Origin of the sequence: Corynebacterium ureicelerivorans, assembly GCF_000747315.1 — a bacterium.
Taxonomy (GTDB): domain Bacteria; phylum Actinomycetota; class Actinomycetes; order Mycobacteriales; family Mycobacteriaceae; genus Corynebacterium; species Corynebacterium mucifaciens.
Genome location: NZ_CP009215.1, coordinates 880,727 through 897,853, shown reverse-complemented (window position 1 = coordinate 897,853; position 17,127 = coordinate 880,727). Strand labels below are relative to the sequence as shown.

Here is a 17,127-nt window from a genome sequence, read left to right as displayed (position 1 = left end):
CTACCGCGTTAGGCTTCTGCGGCCTCCGTGAGCAGACGGCCGAGCTCGCCGGCCTCTTCCTTGGTCAGCTCCACCACGAGGCGGCCGCCGCCGTCGGACGGGATGCGCATCACGATCTTGCGGGATTCCTCCACGGCTTCCATCGGGCCACTGCCGGTACGCGGCTTCATTGCTGCCATTCGCTTACGCTCCTTTTACTTCGTGATGACGGACTGCGGACGATCCTACCTGAGCATCCCGCCTATCGACGGGCCCAAGGCGCCCACCCGCCAACTGCTCCAGCAGCGCGTCCACCTGATCCATGCGGTATCCGCGGTGCACCACTTCGAGCTGGATGTCACCGAAGTTGCCCTCTTCCACGGCGCGCCGGTTGGCCTCTTGTACCTCCGCGGTGGGCGGCATGGGTGGCAACGCTTCCCCACGGCCGAAGATAGAGGCGAACACGCGTACACCAACGATGCTGAGCGCCACGAGGATGAGGATGAGCACGATCCAGGAGAACATGGCGGTCAGTTTAACCGTCGACCCAGGCAGGGCGCTCGCGAACCTCGGCGTCGCCCACCCCGGCGCGCGCGAGGATGGTGCGCGCCACCACGTCCGCCATCGGGCCCAGTTGCGCGAGCGGCCGGTTCCGGTGCTCGCGAGGGCTCAGTTCGGCCTGGGCGATGGCGGCGGGGGTGTGCGCGGACGCGACGTCGATAAGCAGTCCCGCCTCTACCCCGTAGCCCGCGACAAACGGCATTCGTAGTGCGGTGGAGCGGCGGATGGCGTATTCGCCCGCGAGGGGTTGGCGGATGTGCGCGAGCTCGGGGAACAAGGCCCGCAGCAGCGGTTTCGCGGTGAGCTCGGTGACGCGGCCGCCGGCGTGGGCGCGCTCGTAGGCGGCTTTGACCAGGTGGACGGTGCCATCGCGAAACGGTGCCGCGAGCGCGTCGACCCACCACGGCTCGAGCGATGTCACATCCGCGTCGATGAACACGACGACGTCGCCGCTGGCCGCCTTCACGCCGCGCCACAGCGCTTCGCCCTTGCCGTCCCACGGTTCTCGCGGGTCCACCTCGCGCCACGGCACCACCCGCGCACCGGCTGCGGCGGCGCGCTCGGCGGTGGCGTCGGTGGAGTCCGGGTCGACGACAAGCACCTCGTCGGCGCACGACAGCAGACATGCCTCGACGACCCTGGCCACGGTGTCCTGCTCGTTGAGCGCCGGGATCACCACGCTGACACTCACGCGAGCCCCCGGACGGTGTACAGCGGCGCCATGTCGCCTGCGATCGCGGCCGTCATGCGGATCACGTCCAGGGTGGCCTCCACCTCGTGGACGCGGAAGGCGGCCACTCCGTGCGCCGCGGCCCAGGCGGTGGCCGCGAGGGTGCCGGGGACACGCTCGGCGACGTCCGAGCCGCCGATGCCGCGGTTGACGGTCTCGCCCACGAAGTCCTTGTTGGACAGCGCCATCAGCACCGGCCAGCCGGTGGCCACCAGCTCGTCCACACGGCGCAGCAGCTCCAGGCCGTGGTAGGTGTTCTTGCCAAAGTCGTGGGTCGGGTCGATGAAAATTTTCTCCTCTGGCACGCCCAGGTGCACAGCCCGCTCAGCCAGCGCGGTGGTCTCTGCGATGACGTCGGCCACCACGTCGTCGTAATGCACCCGATGCGGGCGGGTGCGCGGTGTCACTCCGCCGGTGTGCGAACAGACGTAGCCCACGCCGTGCGCGCCGGCCACCTCCACGAGTTCCGGGTCGAAGCCGGCCCACGTGTCGTTGACCAAGTCGGCGCCCGCGTTGATCGCCGCCTCGGCCACCGGCGCCCGCCAGGTGTCCACGCTGATGGTCACGCCCGGGTGGCGTTGGCGGGCCAGCTCGATCGTGGGCACGACGCGTTCGATCTCGGCGGCGACGGACACGTCGTCGCCAGGTCCCGCCTTCACACCACCGATGTCGATGATGGTGGCGCCAGCGGCCACGGCGGCGTCGATGCGCTCGAGCGCCTTCTCCGCAGCGAACGTGGCGCCCTTGTCGTAGAACGAGTCAGGCGTGCGGTTGACAATCGCCATGACCTGAGCCAGCGGCCTACTCATTGTTGAGGCGCTGGTCCGTCATCTCGCTGTGGGCGTCCACGATGTGGGCCACGGCCTCCTCTACGGAGTCCGTGACCAGGTACAGCTTCTCGTCGCCGGGCGTGATCAGACCGCGGGCGAGCAACTGGTCTTCGATCCACGCCGTTAGACCCGACCAGAACTCGGTGCCGATGAGCACGATCGGGAAATTGGTCACCTTGCCGGTCTGCACCATGCACAGCACCTCGAAGACCTCGTCTAGCGTGCCGAATCCGCCAGGCAGCGCGATAAATGCCTGCGAGTACTTCAAAAACATGGTCTTGCGGGCAAAGAAGTAACGGAAGTTCAGGCCCAGATCCACCCAGTCGTTGAGGCCCTGCTCGAAGGGCAGCTCGATGCCCAAACCCACCGACAGGCCGCCGGCGTTGTGAGCGCCCCGGTTCGGCCCCTCCATGAGGCCTGGCCCGCCACCGGTGATCACGGCGTAGCCGGCATCCGCCAACGCGCGGCCGACCTCGTGGGCCTGCTCGTACTCCGGGGTGCCCTCCCCCAGCCGCGCCGAGCCGAAGACGGTGACAGCCTTCGGCAGGTCGGACAGGGCGTCAAAGCCGGCGACGAACTCGGACTGGATGCGCATCACGCGCCACGGGTCCTCGTGCTTCCACTGCCCGTCGGCGTGGCCGGCGGACTCGAGCAAGCGCTGGTCGTGCGTGGAGGTTTGACGGTCCTCACCGCGCAAGGCGATTGGGCCGCGCAGCTTGCGGTCGCGGTCCGGGCGGGGGATGTTCAGCGGGGCCATGTGGAACTACTCGCTTTCGTTGGCGCTCAGGTACGACATCAGCTGCTCGGAGACCTGCGTGATCTGGTCCACCGGGCACTGCTCGTCCTTCTTGTGGGCGAAGCCGGGGTCGCCGGGGCCAAAATTGACCGCGGGCACACCCAGGCTAGAAAAGCGCGCCACGTCCGTCCATCCGAACTTGGCGCGGAACTGCCCGCCCACCGCCTGCACCAGCCCGGCAGCCACCGGGTCGCCCAAGCCTGGCAGCGCGGCTGGGGAGATGTCGTCGTAGGTCAGCGTCAGCTCGTCGTCAAGCTGCAGCGCTTCCTCCAAATGCGCCTTCGCCTCGTCCACGGAGCGGTCCGGGGCGTAGCGGAAGTTGACGATCAACCGCGCGTGGTCCGGGATGGTGTTCGTGGCCACGAATCCCTCCATGCCGACCACGTTGAGCCCCTCGCGGTACTCGCAGCCGTCAATGACGACGCTGCGCGGCTCATACGCGGCGATGCGGGTGAGCACGCCGGCGAGGTCGTGCGCGGCGTTGTGGCCGAGCCAGCTGCGCGCGGAGTGAGCGCGGGTGCCGTGCGCGTCGACGAAGACGCGGATGGAGCCCTGGCAACCGGCCTCGATGATCGCGCCGGACGGCTCGCCGAGGAGCGCGATGTCGCCCTCGAGCAGCTCCGGGTGATCGCGCTCCAGGTGGAACAGGCCGTTGTGCTCCTGCGCTACCTCCTCGCCCTCGTACGCGATGACGGTCAGATCGTGCGCGGACTTGCCCGGGGCCGCCAGACGCGCAAACGCGTTCAGGTAGCAGGCCATGCCGGACTTCATGTCCACGGAACCGCAGCCGTGGAGGATCCCATCGACGAGCCGATGGGGCGTGTTGTCCGCGAGCGGCACCGTGTCGATGTGCCCTGCGAGGACCACCCTGCTACCCAGCCCGAAGTTCGTGCGCGCGACCACGGTGTTGCCGAAGCGCTCCACCTGCGCGTGCTCGAGGCCGCGCAAGGCCTGCTCGATGGCGTCCGCGATCGCCTCCTCATGGTGCGAGGGCGACTCGATATCCACGAGCGCCGCGGTGAGGTCAACTGGGTCAGCGAAAAGATCTAACGTAGTCACACCGCGATCCTACGTTCGCCGCATCCGCGTGTGTCGGCGGTGCGCCATCCGCAACCACACATACAGACCGGCATATAAAGACCAGAGCCCAATCCGCGGAGTTTAAGGTATCTCCCATGTCGACACCTGTTTCCCCTGTCGCGGACTCCAACGCGCTCGCGCGCGGGCTGAAGACGCGCCACCTCACCATGATGGGCCTCGGCTCCGCCATCGGCGCCGGTCTGTTTCTGGGCACCGGCGTGGGCATCGCCGCCGCTGGGCCTGCGGTGCTGATCGCGTACGTCATCGCCGGGTTCATCACCGTCTGCTTCATGCAGATGCTCGCCGAGATGGTCGCCGCGCGCCCCTCCTCGGGCACGTTTTCCACCTACGCCGCCCAGGCGTTCGGCCCGTGGGCGGGGTTCACCATCGGCTGGCTGTACTGGTTCATGATGATCATGATCATGGCCGTGGAAATCACCGGCGCCTCCGCCATTGTGGCCACGTGGTTCGGTATCTCGCCCTGGATCCCCGCACTGGCCGCGATCGTGGTGTTTACCGTGATCAACTTCTCCGCGGTGAAGAATTTCGGGGAGTTCGAGTTTTGGTTCGCGCTGATCAAAGTCGCCGTCATCGTCGCGTTCCTCATCATCGGCGTGGCGCTGTGGCTCGGGTTGTTACCCGCGGGCGGATTCGTGGGCTTGAGCAACGTCAGCGAGGTGGGGTTCATGCCCAACGGCTGGTCCGGCGTAGCCACCGCGCTTCTCGCAGTGGCGTTCGCGTTCGGCGGCATCGAGCTCGTCACCGTCGCCGCCGCGGAGTCGGAAGACCCGCAGGCTGGCGTGCACTCCGCCATCCGCTCCATCATTTGGCGCATCTCGGTGTTCTACATCGGGTCCGTGCTGCTGATTGTGCTGCTGCTGCCGTTCGACCAAATCGGCGGGGCGGACTCCGCGGCGGATTCGCCATTTACCGCCGTGCTGGAAATGGCCAACATCCCCGGCGCTGTAGGAATTATGGAGGCCGTCATCGTTGTGGCGCTGCTGTCGGCGTGCAACACGCAGATCTACGGCTCGTCGCGCTTCTTGCAAAACCTCGCGGTTCGCGGCGACGCACCTGCCTCGTTCGCGCGCACCGACACCCGCGGCGTGCCCGTGCGCGCCGTCATCGTCTCGGTCGTCTTCGGGTTTGCTGCAGTAGCACTGCAGTACTGGAACCCGCCGGGCCTGCTCGCCTTCCTGCTTAACGCGGTCGGCGGCTGCCTGATCGTGCTGTGGATCGTCGTCGCGCTGTCGTTCGTGCGCATCCACCCCACGCTCGTGGCCACGGGCGAGATCACCGAGGTGCGCATGTGGGCACCGACCGTCCTGCCGTGGGTCATGATCGCGCTGTCCGCTGGCGTGATCGCGCTCATGCTTGCAGACCCGGACGGCCGCTTCCAAATGCTGGCCGTCGCGGTCGTCGTCGGCGTTATCGCGCTGGCAAGCGCAGTACATGGGAAGAGGGAACGGTAAATGGCCGAAGGAACGTCGATTAGCGAAGGCGATTTGGGCTCAGGCCTGCAATCGCGCCACCTCACCCTCATGGGGCTGGGTACCGCGGTCGGGGCCGGGCTGTTCCTCGGCGTCGGCGTGGGCATCCGCGCGGCCGGGCCCGCGATCCTCATCGCGTACGTAATCGCAGGGCTGATCGTCATCGCGGTGATGCGCATGCTCGGCGAGATGGCGGCCGCCCACCCCTCCTCGGGCTCGTTCGCCACCTACGGGCGCATGGCGTTCGGCCACTGGGCCGGGTTCTTGCTCGGCTGGATCTACTGGTTTTTGCTCATCATGGCGTGCGGCGCCGAGCTCACGGGCGCGTCCGCGATGATGGCCGGGTGGTTCGGCGTGCCGCAATGGGTGCCCGGGCTGATCGTGGTGGCGGTGCTCACCGCCGTGAACCTCGCGCAGGTGAAGGGCTTCGGCGAGTTCGAGTACTGGTTCGCCATGATCAAGATCGCCGTCATCCTGGCGTTCTTGATTATCGGCGCCCTGCTGTGGCTCGGCGTGCTGCCCGCCAGCGGCTTCGTCGGCTTCGGCAACGTCCGAGAATCCGGGTTCGCCCCCAACGGCATCAGCGGCATTGCGGCGGGACTTCTGGCCGTGGCGTTCGCGTTCGGCGGCATTGAGGTGGTCACCATCGCCGCCGCGGAGTCCGAAAACCCTGCAGATAACGTCAAGCGGGCCGTGAACTCGATCATCTGGCGCATCGCGTTGTTCTACATCGGATCCGTGGCCGTGATCATCCTGCTGCTGCCGTACGCAGCCATCGACGGAGCCGATTCCGCCGCTGACTCCCCGTTCACCGCCGTGTTGGAGATGGCCAACATCCCCGGGGCGGCCGGCTTCATGGAGGTGGTGATCGTCCTCGCACTGCTGTCCGCGTTCAACGCGCAGATCTACGGCACCTCCCGCCTGGGCTACCAGCAGGCGCTCGAGGGCGACGCCCCGCGCTGGATGGCGGCAACCAACGCCGCGGGCGTGCCGCGCAACTCGGTGCTGGTGTCCGTCTTCTTCGCGTTCGTGGCCGTCGGCTTGCAGTGGTGGAACCCGCCCGGGATGATCGACTTCATCATGTCCGCCACCGGCGGGTGCCTCATTGTCACCTGGATCATGATCACGCTGAGTTTCATCAGGCTCCACCCGCGCATCCGCTCCTCCGCCGTGCGCGTGCGCGGCGCGTCGTGGGTGCCGTGGGTGACACTCGCGGCACTGCTCGGGTTGACCGTGCTCATGCTTTTCGACGATGCTTCGCGCTCCCAGGTCATAAGCGTCACTATTCTCTCCCTGGCACTTGTGGCCCTGTCGTTGCTCACCCGCACCAGGGGTGCCGTAAGGTGAGCTGCATGACTTCTCCTACCTCTGCATATGCACGTGGCGTAGCCACCATCACCCACGACGGCACCGTCCTCGACGTTTGGTACCCGGCACCGAAGATCGACGAGGCCACGGGAGAGACTGGGACCCGCCGTTTGGAGGAAGCGGACGCTCGCTTCGCTGACCTGGTTGGCCCGGACGAAGCCCGAGGCGTAGCGCGCGTGGCCGTGGAGACCACCATCGCGGATCTGGCTGAACCGGCGGTGGATGCCTACGACGTTTACCTGCGTCTGCACTTGCTGTCGCACCGGCTGATCCGCCCGCACGGCGCCAACATGGACGGCGTCTTTGGCCTGCTGTCGAACGTGGTGTGGACCAACTACGGCCCGTGCGCCGTCACCGATTTCCAGCTCACCCGTGGCCGTTTGGCTGCCAAGGGCCCGGTTGTGGTGTTCTCCGTGGACAAATTCCCGCGCATGGTGGACTACGTGGTGCCGTCCGGCGTACGCATCGGCGACGCGGACCGCATCCGCCTCGGCGCGCACCTGGCCGAGGGCACGACGGTCATGCACGAGGGGTTTGTGAACTTCAACGCCGGCACGCTCGGGGCCTCGATGGTTGAGGGCCGCATCTCCGCTGGTGTCGTCGTGGGCGACGGCACCGACATCGGTGGCGGCGCTTCCATCATGGGCACCCTCTCCGGCGGCGGCAAGGAAGTCATCTCGCTCGGCGAGCGCTGCCTGCTCGGTGCCAACGCAGGCGTGGGCATTTCGCTTGGCGACGACTGCATCGTCGAAGCCGGCCTCTACGTCACCGCCGGCACCAAGGTCGTGCTCACCGCGCCGGTAGCCGAGGCCCTGGGCAAAGAAGCCGGCAGCACCGTGAAGGCACTGGAGCTTTCCGGTGCTAACGGCCTGCAATTCCGCCGTAACTCCGTATCCGGGGCCGTTGAAGCCGTACCCGCAAAGGGCATTGAGCTCAACGAGGCCCTGCATGCCAACTGACCTCGATGGTCAAAAGCTTGTCGACGGGGATTTGACACTGCTCCCCTGGCGGCACGTCATGTCACTGCCGGGGGTGCGTGACGACCTCGTTGCAGCCAGGAACGACCCCGGGATGGTGCGGTGGACCACCGTGCCTCACCCATACACCGCAGCGCACGCCGATGAGTTCCTCGGCGTTCCAGCGCCGGGCGTTGCTCGGTGGGCCTACGTGGTGGACGGGCGATACGCGGGCAATATCGAGCTGCGCCCTGGTGGTGTTTTGGGTTATAACACCGCCCCGTGGGCCAGGGGCCGGGGCCTGACGCTTCGGGCGGTCCGTTTGGTCACACAGCGGGCGGTTGCCGACGGCGCGCCTCGCCTGGAGATCCACGTGGCCGAAGGAAACGTGGCGTCCCGCAGCGTGGCGCGCAAAGCCGGCTACACGTACGACGGCTTTCTGCCTGAGCCCGCGCGCCAAAGGGGCTACGTGGACGAACTAGTCCGCTACGTCCTGCTTGCCGAAGACGCCCCGAAGAGAACGGACATCGCGCCGTAAGGGTGGTAACTGTTGGGCACCCGCCACCCGTGCGGCGAAACCCACATCGGGGTGCCACCAACCCGTCGCACGCTCCCGCGGGTGTTGGCGTGCGCGGGTATATCGTGGTTGATCTGGTTGTGGTAGTGGCAGACCGGCGCCAAGTTGGACATATTCGTCTCCCCGCCCTGGGACCACGCTTGTATGTGGTGGATCTCGCAATCGTCCGAACCGTGGCGGCATCCTGGCCACGGGCACACGGTCAGCGTCATTCGCGCCAAATCCCGCTGCTTGTCGTTCGCGTAGCGCGATCCGCGGTACAGATTCACTGCACCCTCCGACGGGTGGAAGAGGGCAACCTCCTCAAACCCGGGCTGCATTGCCAGATACTCGGCGCCGCTAATGGTCGTGCCGTCGGTGAGACCGAGGATCACATCGTCCCCCTCGCCGCGGAGAATCTTCACATGCTGATCGAGCCCCACCACCACAATCGGTCGACGAACACCGCGGGGCACCCCGCCGCCGCTGCCCCGGATAAGATCCAAGAACCTGCGCAGCATTTGCGGCCCCGGAGGCTTCGAAGGGTCGAGCCCGTCGCGCAGATAGTGCTCGATGTCCGCGATGTCGTGTTCATCAGCGGTGACGCGCATCGTCCGCGTCCCGTGCACCGACCTGCCCACCGTAACTTGCAGCTTCGGCTTCGTCCGCGCGGGTTTCAGAATGAGACGATCTGCCTTCGCTTTGAGCGCCTGATGGGTGGATGCGGCCTCAAGTAACTTCCGGCGCACGCGCCAACGTTCCGCCTCGTTAGGGATCAGTTTCAGCCGGTCTTCGATGTACACCAGCTGACTCAGGGGGAACTCTTGGGCCGCTTGCAAACTCAGCCGCTGCTGCTTCGCCCACCTAGTCGCGCCGTAGTACACCGCGTGCAACGCGGCCCACTTTGTGGCGACGTTCGGGATCACACCGGCGGCGATGGCGGCGCGTTTGTCAAAGCCGACAAGCACGCCGATTGAGGGCTGCGTGTCAAGGAATTTTTGGAATGGCGTCATGCCTGAAGACGCTAGAGTGGCGGACGCACCAAGAAAAGACCCTAGGCGGAAATGTGGATAACTCCGCCAGAAAATTCCACAAATCGCAGCTAGATTACGGTTTTAGGTTTTCCGAAAGCCCAGAATTTGTTGATGATGAAGTTCACGGGCATCGCAATGAACGTCGAAATCGCCTGGGCCCAGTACGATTTGGTGCGCAGGCCGCTTGAATCGTCGAAGACGCTGTCCGGCAGGCCGATGGGGGTCGTCGGGTTCATCAGCAAGGTCATACACGTCAGCGACACGGCGAACGCGAGCGCGCCCGTGGCGAGGAAGGGGAAGAACCCGCGCAGCCATGAGCGCCCGTGCACGCCACGAAAAGTCCACGAGCGGTTGAGCTGGTAGTTCCACGTATTCGCCAGCAGGAACGCGAGCGTTGACAGGACGTGGTACCACCGCACGTTCCACCGGGTGGAGCCGAGCTGCGCAACCACGTCGTTGGCGTGGAGGCCCAGGCCGTTTTCCAGCCCCTTGTTGGCGAGGTAGAACACCACGAAGTTCACAAGTACACCGGAGCCGCCGACAATGCCGAAGCGCACGAACTGCCGCAGCCCCGTTGCAAACCGCACCGCGGTGCTACCGCCAGTTGGCGCCGGAACCGGCGCGACGTGTTGGTCCAGCGCCACAGGCGACCTCCTTGGAAAACTACGCAAAACTTTCGTAAGTGTAGTCCCGTGGGCGGGCGGTTAAGAAACCAGGCGCGCCGCGGCTTCTGCGATGCGCTCGTCGGTTGCCGTGAGCGAGATACGCACGTGGTGTGCCCCTGCGGGGCCGTAGAAGTCTCCGGGGGCAGCCAGAATGCCGCGCTCCGCCAACCAATCGAGTGTCTCGCGGGAGCTCATCGCTTCTCGACGGCACCACAGGTACAACCCGGCATCAGAGTCGTCGACCGTGAAGCCCGCCTCCGGCAGCGCCTGCAGCAGCGTCAGCCGGCGCTGAGCGTAGACGGAACGCTGCATCTTTTCGTGCAGGTCGTCGCCGAGGGCTGCGACCATAGCGGCCTGGATAGGCCCGGGCACGATGAGGCCAGCGTGCTTACGCACCTCCAGCAGCTCCTGCACCAGCGCCTCGTCGCCGGAGATAGTGCCGGCGCGGTACGACGCCAGGTTGGAGGTCTTGGACAGCGAGTGCAGCGCAAGCAGACCTGTGTTGTCGCCGTCAGTGACGGACGGATGCAAGATGGACACCGGCTCGGCAGACCAGCCAAGGTAGAGGTAGCACTCGTCGGAGGCGATGATCGCGCCGGTCTCGCGTGCGAACGCAACCCACTCCCGCATTTGCTCTACCGAGAGCACTCCCCCGGTCGGGTTAGACGGCGAGTTCACAAACACCAGCGCGGCGTCGCGCGGGGCTTCAGACGGGTTGTCACACCGCACGACCGTGCAATCGGCCATGAGTGCACCGACCTCGTAGGTGGGGTACGCGACCTCCGGAATAACAACCGTGTCGCCGCGCAGGCCGAGCAACGTGGGAAGCCACGCCACGGCCTCTTTCAAGCCGATGACCGGCAGCACCGACTTCTCGTTCAGCCTGGGGATGCCGAAGCGGCGCTCGAGAGCGCCCACAATAGTCCTGCGCAACTCCGGGGTGCCGGCGGTTTGCGGGTAGCCGGGCGCAGCGGCGGCTTCGGAGAGCGCGAGTTGGATAGACGGCGCCACCGGGTCCACCGGCCCGCCGACGGAAAGGTCAATCAACCCTCCCTCGTGTGATGCTGCACGCTCGCGCACATCCGCGATGGTGTCCCAGGGAAAGTCCGGCAGGTGTGATCCAAGCGGGGTGCGAGCCAACGGCCTAGTCCTGGTTCTGCGGCGGCAGGGCGGCCACGAACGGGTGGTCGTAGTCCTGCGGGCCGGTCTTGGCGGCGCCGCCCGGGGAGCCGAGCTCGTCGAAGAAGCCGACGTTGGCGTCGTAGTACTCGCTCCACTCGTCGGGGAGGTCGTCCTCGTAGAAGATGGCCTCGACCGGGCATGCCGGTTCGCAGGCGCCGCAGTCGACGCACTCGTCGGGGTGGATGTAAAGCATGCGCTTGCCCTCGTAGATGCAGTCAACGGGGCACTCTTCAACGCAGCCGCGGTCCTTGACGTCGACGCACGGTTGAGCAATCACGTAAGTCATGGCAACAGTATGTCACTTTGAGCGAATGAGAGGCCAAACGCCACCCACTACCCCGGCGAGCAATAACGCCAGCGACCAGCCGGTCGGCGGGAGCAGCGCCAATGAAACGAAAAACCCGGCTAGCCATACCGCGAGCGGGAGCAGGGCCCACTTCGACGACCACAAGCGCGCGGTTTTGGTCACGACAGCGTTGAACAACAGCGCCGCGACGACCCACAGCCAGTTGAGGTAGACGGCCTCGAGCACCAGCGACACCAGCGCGCCGATGCTCAGCCACACCAGGCCGGCGATTGCTTCGCGGCGCGTGAAGTCGTCGCGCACGACGGGCTCGGTCATCGCGCGATGCCGGCGAGGGGCGAAGCTGCGTCGTCAAACGGGAGTCCCGCGCCCAACTGGTAGTGCTCGACACGCTGGATCGGCTGCACGATGAGGTTGGAAAGCGCGTAGTACACCACGGGGCCCGACGCGAGCGCAGCGTGCGGGTTGACGTCGGTGGTGCGCCCGTCCGCGATCCACAGCTGGGTGGCGTGGGCGCGCATCGCTTCGACCTTGGCGCTGTAGGCGGCGTCGTCCAACTCAACGCGCAGGTCGGACGAGCCCACGCCGTCGAGCTCGCCGTCTTCCGGCAGGCGCCAGCCTGCGGGCGCCTCGGTCGGCATAAGCGCTGCGGTTTCCTCCGCCAGCCGCACCGCCCAGAGGATGCGGGGGACCTCCACGCGCTGGGCCGCGGCGTGCGTGATCTCGTGGGCGCGGATGTGGTCCGGGTGACCGTAACCGCCATCGGGGCCGTACGTGAGCACGAGGTGGGGCCGCTCCGCAGCAAAGATCGCCGCGAGCTTCTCGACGGCAGCTTCGCCCGAATTCACAAACGCCCAGGGATTCCTGCTCGCTGGGGAGCCCTCCATGCCCGAATCCCGGAAACACCCGGCGCCGCCGAGGAACGTGCCGCGCGCGCCCATGGCCCGCAGCGAGCGCTGCAGCTCTTGGATGCGGAAGCCACCGAGCTGGTCGGCCTGGTCCGCCACCAGGCGCTGGTACGGCTCGCCGATGACTTCGCCCTCCTCGCCGAGAGTGCAGGTCACCACGAGCACATCCGCGCCACGGGCGGTGAGGGCGGCGATGGCACCACCGGTGGTGATGGCCTCGTCGTCGGGGTGGGCGTGCACGGCCACAACGCGGTAGCCGGCCAGATCTCGTGCGGTCATGGAACCTCCTGGATTGATGTACGCCGACCCACTGTATCGGCCAGTTTCCACGCGGCTGCAGAGGACAACCCTCCGGGCCACTCCCCCGCCGCGGTGCCCTGGGCAGTGATCCCGCCGGCGGTGGCGGCGAGGCGGGTTTCGTGCAGCAGGGGGACCCAGAGCACCTCACGGTCTTCCAGCTCTGCAACGCGCTCGGTGGCGGCCGCCAGTTCGAGATCGCCGCCGAGGATACGGGCCGCGAGCTCGTCCCCGCCCGGCGTGCAGTACCCGGAGAGGTTGCCAGCGCGGCCGGTACCCGGCGGGCACGCGATCCGGCTCGCTAGCGCCGCTCGCCCGCCCTGTTGGGCTCGCCAGTGCACGACCATGTCGACCTCGCCCGACGGAAGCCCCTGGCCTGCGATAGAGCCAAGGTCCTTCGCCACCGTCTTTGCGGGCACCCCCGCATTGTTGAGGACGTCCACCATGGACCGCGCCGCCGCCGAGGCAGCCGGGTCGGCGGCGTCCGCAGCGACACGCAGCACTTTGCCCTGGGCGGCGAGCTGGTGAAGCAGCGCGAGTGATCCGGAGGTGGTCGGCGCCGCGGCATCCACGTCGGTGGTGCGGGAGGCGGCGATGTGGGCCAGCAGGGGGACGTCGAGAAGCGAACGCACCTCGGCGCGCGCTTGAGAGCTCACACCGCTGGTGGTGGAAAGGGTCACGCCGAGTGTGCGGCCGCCGGGGAATGCGCGCAGTTGCGCACCCGGAATTAAACCCAGGACGTCTTTGGTGGTGTCCTGTGGCGCCATATCCACAAACGCGAGCTGGCCACTGCGCAGCTGGTCTGCGACTTGGGTGGTCTCGCGCGCGGCGGCGAGGGTGAGAATGTCAATCGGCGCTGGATCCGGCCCCCAGAACCGGTCGTTGCGGTTGAGCGTCACCGTGCCGTGCGCGCGGTCGACTTCGCGCACCAGGTAGCGGCCGGCGGAGGCCGGGACGGTGTTGCGCAGCGCGACGGCGAAGTCGGCGGCATCCGCGTTGAGGAGGTGGGACGGTAAAAGGTGGTCGAACAGCACCCGCCAGTCCCCCACGGGCTGCGCGAAGTCCACATCCACGACCTTGCCGCCGGGGCCGCTGACGCGGACGTCCGCGACCGCGCGGTAGACGGCCGGGTCAACCACGCCCGGGGTGCGGGTCATGCCCCGCCACAGGTAGGCGAAGTCGGCGCCCGTGATAGGGGTACCGTCGGACCACTGCGCGTCGGGGGTGATGATGTAGCGCACGGTGAAGGCGGCTGGCGAGGTCGCCAGAACAGAGGCGCCGACAAGCAAGTTCGTGTCCATGGTGCCGTCGGGCCCAAAGGCGCTGGGCAAGGTGAGATCTGCGATGCCGTGCACCACCGCGGACTCGTCGCTTGCAAGGTGCGGGTTGAAGCCCGCCCGCACCGGGTCCACGGCCACCTCCGCCTGTGGCCTGCTCGCAGGCTCCGCCGGTGTCGGCTCCTCCGCAGGCGCGTCGGTTTCCCGCGCGGTCGTGGTCGTCTCCTGTTCCGCCTCAACCAACGGCGGCGGACCCGGATTCGCGGCGCAGGACGCGAGGAGGCCGAGCACGGAAAGCGCCGCCACAGCTCGGGTGGCTGGGCGGCGCGTTCTACTCAGGTGCATGAAGGAACAGGCTAGCTGTTCTTCTGCTTCGCGCGGGAGCGGGCGCGGCCGCGTTCGGTGGCGTTGAGGATGATCTTGCGCACACGCATTGCCTCGGGCGCGACCTCGACGCACTCGTCGTCGTCGCAGAACTCGATGGCCTCGTCCAAGGAGAGGGTGCGCGCCTTCTGCAGCGTCACGGTGGCGTCCGCGGTGGCGGAACGCATGTTGGTGAGCTTCTTTTCTTTGGTGATGTTCACGTCCATGTCCTCGTCACGGGAGTTCGCGCCGACGACCATGCCTTCGTAGGTTTCCGCGCCCGGCTCAACGAAGAAGTCGCCGCGGTCAGCGAGCTGCTGCAGTGCGTACGCGGTGACCTGGCCGGAGCGGTCGGCCACGAGAGAACCGGTCGGACGGCCCTTGATCTCGCCGGCCCACGGGCGGTGCTCGATGGAGTAAGAGTTGGCAATGCCGGCGCCGCGGGTTTCCGTGAGGAAGGTGGTGCGGAAGCCGATCAGGCCGCGGGACGGCACGTCGAACTCCATGCGGACCCAGTCGCCGGAACCCGCGTTGGACATCGAGGTCATCTGGCCCTTGCGATTAGCCATCAGCTGCGTGACCGCGCCCTGGTGCTCCGCGGGCACGTCGATGATCATGTGGTCGTACGGCTCGTAGGTCTTGCCGTCGACCTCCTTGGTCACCACCTGGGGCTTGCCCACGGTGAGCTCAAAGCCTTCGCGACGCATCGTCTCGATGAGCACGGTGAGCGCCATCTCGCCACGTCCCTGCACCTCCCAGGCGTCCGGACGGTCGGTCGGCAGCACCTTGATTGAGACGTTACCGATGAGCTCCTGTTCCAGTCGGGCCTTGACCATGCGCGCGGTGAGCTTGTCGCCGCCGTTCCGGCCGGCCATCGGCGAGGTGTTCACGCCGATAGTCATGGAAATGGCCGGGTCGTCGACCTTGATGCGCGGCAGTGGCTCCACGTGCTCCGGGTCGCACAGGGTGTCGCCGATCATGATGTCCTCGACACCCGAGATCGCCGCAATGTCGCCCGCAACCACATCGCCCTGCGCGGGAACGCGGTCCAGGCCCTCGGTGACCAGCAGCTCGGCCACCTTCACGTTCTTGACCTGCTGGTTGCCGTCAGCGTCGTAGTGGACCCACGCCACGGTCTGGCCCTTCTTCACCGTGCCCTTGTACACGCGAATGAGCGCGATGCGGCCCAGGAAGGAAGATGAGTCGAGGTTGGTCACCTGCGCCTGGAACGGGGCGTCCACGTCTGCGGACGGCTCCGGCAGCACGTCGTAGATGACGTCGAACAGCGGCTGCAGGTCCTCGTTGGCCGGCAGCTCGCCGTTGCCCGGGTTCTCCAGGGAGGCGCGGCCCGCGCGGCCGGAGGTGTACAGCACCGGCAGTTCGAGCAGGTTCTCAGCAGCCTCAGCGGCCTCCGGGTCTTCGAGGCCAGCGCCGAGCTCCAGCAGCAGGTCTTGGGCCTCCTCGACCACCTCGTCGATGCGGGCGTCCGGACGGTCGGTCTTATTTACGCAGATGATCACCGGCTTCTTCGCCTCGAGGGCCTTGCCCAGGACGAAGCGGGTTTGCGGCAGCGGACCTTCGGATGCGTCGATAAGCAGCACGACACCGTCAACCATGGACAGGCCGCGCTCGACCTCGCCGCCGAAATCGGCGTGCCCCGGGGTATCGATGACGTTGATGACCAGATCAGAGCCGTCCTTGCCCTTGCCGGCGCGGCGGATGGCGGTGTTCTTGGCCAGAATGGTGATGCCGCGCTCGGACTCGAGCTCGCCGGAGTCCATCACACGGTCGCCGTGCTCGCCGTGGTCGCCGAACACGCCGGACTGCTCCAGCATGGCGTTGACCAGGGTGGTTTTACCGTGGTCGACGTGGGCGACGATAGCTACGTTGCGAAATTCAGGGTGCGACACTCGATAGATCCTTTAAGGGTTGGCGGAAATAACGCCTAAACGATACCCCCGCTCCTCACCGACCGCACTACCCGCCACCCTGTTACCAAGGCCGATTTCGCGCACGCTATTGGTGCAGCAATTTGCCAGCTCCGCTTGAAGTTGGTGCGCATGTGACTAATGTGGCGCAAGTGAACAAGAACCGTTCCCTCGTCCGTTCCGTGGCCGCGGCGCTCTGCGCGGCCGGTTTGGTGGTGGCCGGAGGCGTCGCTAAGCAGCCAGCCAGCGCGCAGCCGTTCCTCGACCCCCTTGGCCGCCCGACGCCCGAAACCGTCGCGCGCGTCAACGCTTTCGCGGACCAGCCGTACGTGCCGGCGGAAGTCGGCAACACCCTCCGCACCGCTGTGCAGTTCTTCGCCGGCGCCGGCGAGCTTGGCGGCCCAGCGTTACCCGCCGACGCGCCACAATTCACCCAGTTCTACTGGCCGACCGTCTCCGGCAACTGCATTGGGCAGGGACTGCACTCCACCGCCTCCGCCATCGCGGTGCCGGGACCCGCGGCCTCGCCCGCCCCCGGCGCGGGCCCGGGCCAAACGACGTTCGTCTTCACCGCGCTGGGCACTCCCGCAGCGGCGCAGGAGCAGGGTCAGATGCAGGTGTACTGGGTCAACCTGACCTCGCTGCGCACCGGCGTAACGCCACTGGGCAACTACGGGATAAACCCCGCGGGACCAGCCACCCTGTCCGCCACCGCGGACACGGGATCCGGGCAAGTCCTGGCAGTTGCGCACGGCAGCGTGCGAACTGTAGACAACGTGTGCCCCTTCGCACCGACCGCAGCATCCATTGACGTGAGGTAACC

At 66.9% G+C, this 17,127-nt stretch carries 19 protein-coding genes; 5 read left to right on the top strand and 14 right to left on the bottom strand.

The window, feature by feature from the left end; all coding sequences use genetic code 11:
* Nucleotides 1-8: 8 nt before the first annotated feature.
* From CUREI_RS11795 to dapE, 6 genes are read right to left on the bottom strand one after another with little or no spacing between them, the layout of a single operon-like run.
* Nucleotides 9-179, bottom strand: a complete 171-nt coding sequence (locus tag CUREI_RS11795) for a DUF3117 domain-containing protein (RefSeq protein ID WP_069202886.1) — start codon at nt 177-179, stop codon at nt 9-11.
* Nucleotides 180-183: 4 nt separating this feature from the next.
* Entirely contained in the window at nt 184-504 is a 321-nt protein-coding gene (locus tag CUREI_RS04595; RefSeq protein ID WP_038610974.1) for a hypothetical protein, read from the bottom strand.
* 10 nt (nt 505-514) lie between these two features.
* Complete coding sequence (locus CUREI_RS04590; RefSeq protein WP_038610972.1) at nt 515-1,231, bottom strand: glucosyl-3-phosphoglycerate synthase; 717 nt, start codon at nt 1,229-1,231, stop codon at nt 515-517.
* Nucleotides 1,228-2,079: a dihydropteroate synthase gene (gene folP, locus CUREI_RS04585; RefSeq protein ID WP_236627262.1), complete on the bottom strand. Its 852-nt coding sequence runs from the start codon at nt 2,077-2,079 to the stop codon at nt 1,228-1,230. Before folP ends, CUREI_RS04590 begins: the two co-directional genes overlap by 4 nt.
* Complete coding sequence (locus CUREI_RS04580; protein ID WP_038610966.1) at nt 2,072-2,857, bottom strand: LOG family protein; 786 nt, start codon at nt 2,855-2,857, stop codon at nt 2,072-2,074. Before CUREI_RS04580 ends, folP begins: the two co-directional genes overlap by 8 nt.
* Before the next feature lie 6 nt (nt 2,858-2,863).
* Nucleotides 2,864-3,955, bottom strand: a complete 1,092-nt coding sequence (gene dapE / locus CUREI_RS04575) for a succinyl-diaminopimelate desuccinylase (RefSeq protein ID WP_038610964.1) — start codon at nt 3,953-3,955, stop codon at nt 2,864-2,866.
* 116 nt (nt 3,956-4,071) lie between these two features.
* Between dapE and CUREI_RS04570 the strand changes: the two genes are divergently transcribed.
* From CUREI_RS04570 to CUREI_RS11585, 4 genes are read left to right on the top strand one after another with little or no spacing between them, the layout of a single operon-like run.
* Complete coding sequence (locus tag CUREI_RS04570; RefSeq protein WP_051952204.1) at nt 4,072-5,448, top strand: amino acid permease; 1,377 nt, start codon at nt 4,072-4,074, stop codon at nt 5,446-5,448.
* Nucleotides 5,449-6,813, top strand: a complete 1,365-nt coding sequence (locus CUREI_RS04565; protein ID WP_038610961.1) for an amino acid permease — start codon at nt 5,449-5,451, stop codon at nt 6,811-6,813.
* 5 nt (nt 6,814-6,818) lie between these two features.
* Nucleotides 6,819-7,793, top strand: a complete 975-nt coding sequence (gene dapD / locus CUREI_RS04560; protein ID WP_038610957.1) for a 2,3,4,5-tetrahydropyridine-2,6-dicarboxylate N-succinyltransferase — start codon at nt 6,819-6,821, stop codon at nt 7,791-7,793.
* The gene (locus CUREI_RS11585) at nt 7,783-8,328 is read left to right on the top strand and encodes a GNAT family N-acetyltransferase (RefSeq protein WP_051952203.1); all 546 of its coding nucleotides are present in this window, start codon (nt 7,783-7,785) and stop codon (nt 8,326-8,328) included. Before dapD ends, CUREI_RS11585 begins: the two co-directional genes overlap by 11 nt.
* Here CUREI_RS11585 and CUREI_RS04545 read toward each other — a convergent pair.
* From CUREI_RS04545 to typA, 8 genes are all read right to left on the bottom strand, one after another.
* Nucleotides 8,277-9,359: an HNH endonuclease signature motif containing protein gene (locus tag CUREI_RS04545; RefSeq protein WP_038610954.1), complete on the bottom strand. Its 1,083-nt coding sequence runs from the start codon at nt 9,357-9,359 to the stop codon at nt 8,277-8,279. The genes CUREI_RS11585 and CUREI_RS04545 overlap by 52 nt on opposite strands.
* Before the next feature lie 89 nt (nt 9,360-9,448).
* On the bottom strand, nt 9,449-10,018 hold the full coding sequence (locus CUREI_RS04540) for a GtrA family protein (protein ID WP_051952390.1): 570 nt from the start codon (nt 10,016-10,018) through the stop codon (nt 9,449-9,451).
* A gap of 66 nt (nt 10,019-10,084) precedes the next feature.
* Entirely contained in the window at nt 10,085-11,185 is a 1,101-nt protein-coding gene (gene dapC / locus CUREI_RS04535; protein ID WP_038610951.1) for a succinyldiaminopimelate transaminase, read from the bottom strand.
* A gap of 4 nt (nt 11,186-11,189) precedes the next feature.
* Entirely contained in the window at nt 11,190-11,513 is a 324-nt protein-coding gene (gene fdxA, locus CUREI_RS04530; RefSeq protein ID WP_038610948.1) for a ferredoxin, read from the bottom strand.
* Nucleotides 11,514-11,525: 12 nt separating this feature from the next.
* A complete protein-coding gene (locus CUREI_RS04525) occupies nt 11,526-11,849 on the bottom strand; it encodes a hypothetical protein (RefSeq protein ID WP_038610945.1) in 324 nt (107 codons plus the stop codon).
* A complete protein-coding gene (gene mshB, locus CUREI_RS04520; protein ID WP_038610942.1) occupies nt 11,846-12,718 on the bottom strand; it encodes an N-acetyl-1-D-myo-inositol-2-amino-2-deoxy-alpha-D-glucopyranoside deacetylase in 873 nt (290 codons plus the stop codon). The genes CUREI_RS04525 and mshB overlap by 4 nt, the downstream gene beginning before the upstream one ends.
* Nucleotides 12,715-14,358, bottom strand: coding sequence for an ABC transporter family substrate-binding protein (locus CUREI_RS04515; RefSeq protein WP_051952202.1), 1,644 nt, complete (start codon nt 14,356-14,358; stop codon nt 12,715-12,717). Before CUREI_RS04515 ends, mshB begins: the two co-directional genes overlap by 4 nt.
* Nucleotides 14,359-14,369: 11 nt before the next feature.
* Nucleotides 14,370-16,286, bottom strand: coding sequence for a translational GTPase TypA (typA, locus tag CUREI_RS04510; RefSeq protein WP_038610936.1), 1,917 nt, complete (start codon nt 16,284-16,286; stop codon nt 14,370-14,372).
* A 170-nt stretch (nt 16,287-16,456) separates the two neighbouring features.
* On the opposite strand from typA, the gene CUREI_RS04505 reads away from it, so the two are divergent.
* Complete coding sequence (locus CUREI_RS04505; RefSeq protein WP_038610933.1) at nt 16,457-17,125, top strand: Rv1157c family protein; 669 nt, start codon at nt 16,457-16,459, stop codon at nt 17,123-17,125.
* The last annotated feature ends 2 nt before the right edge of the window (nt 17,126-17,127 follow it).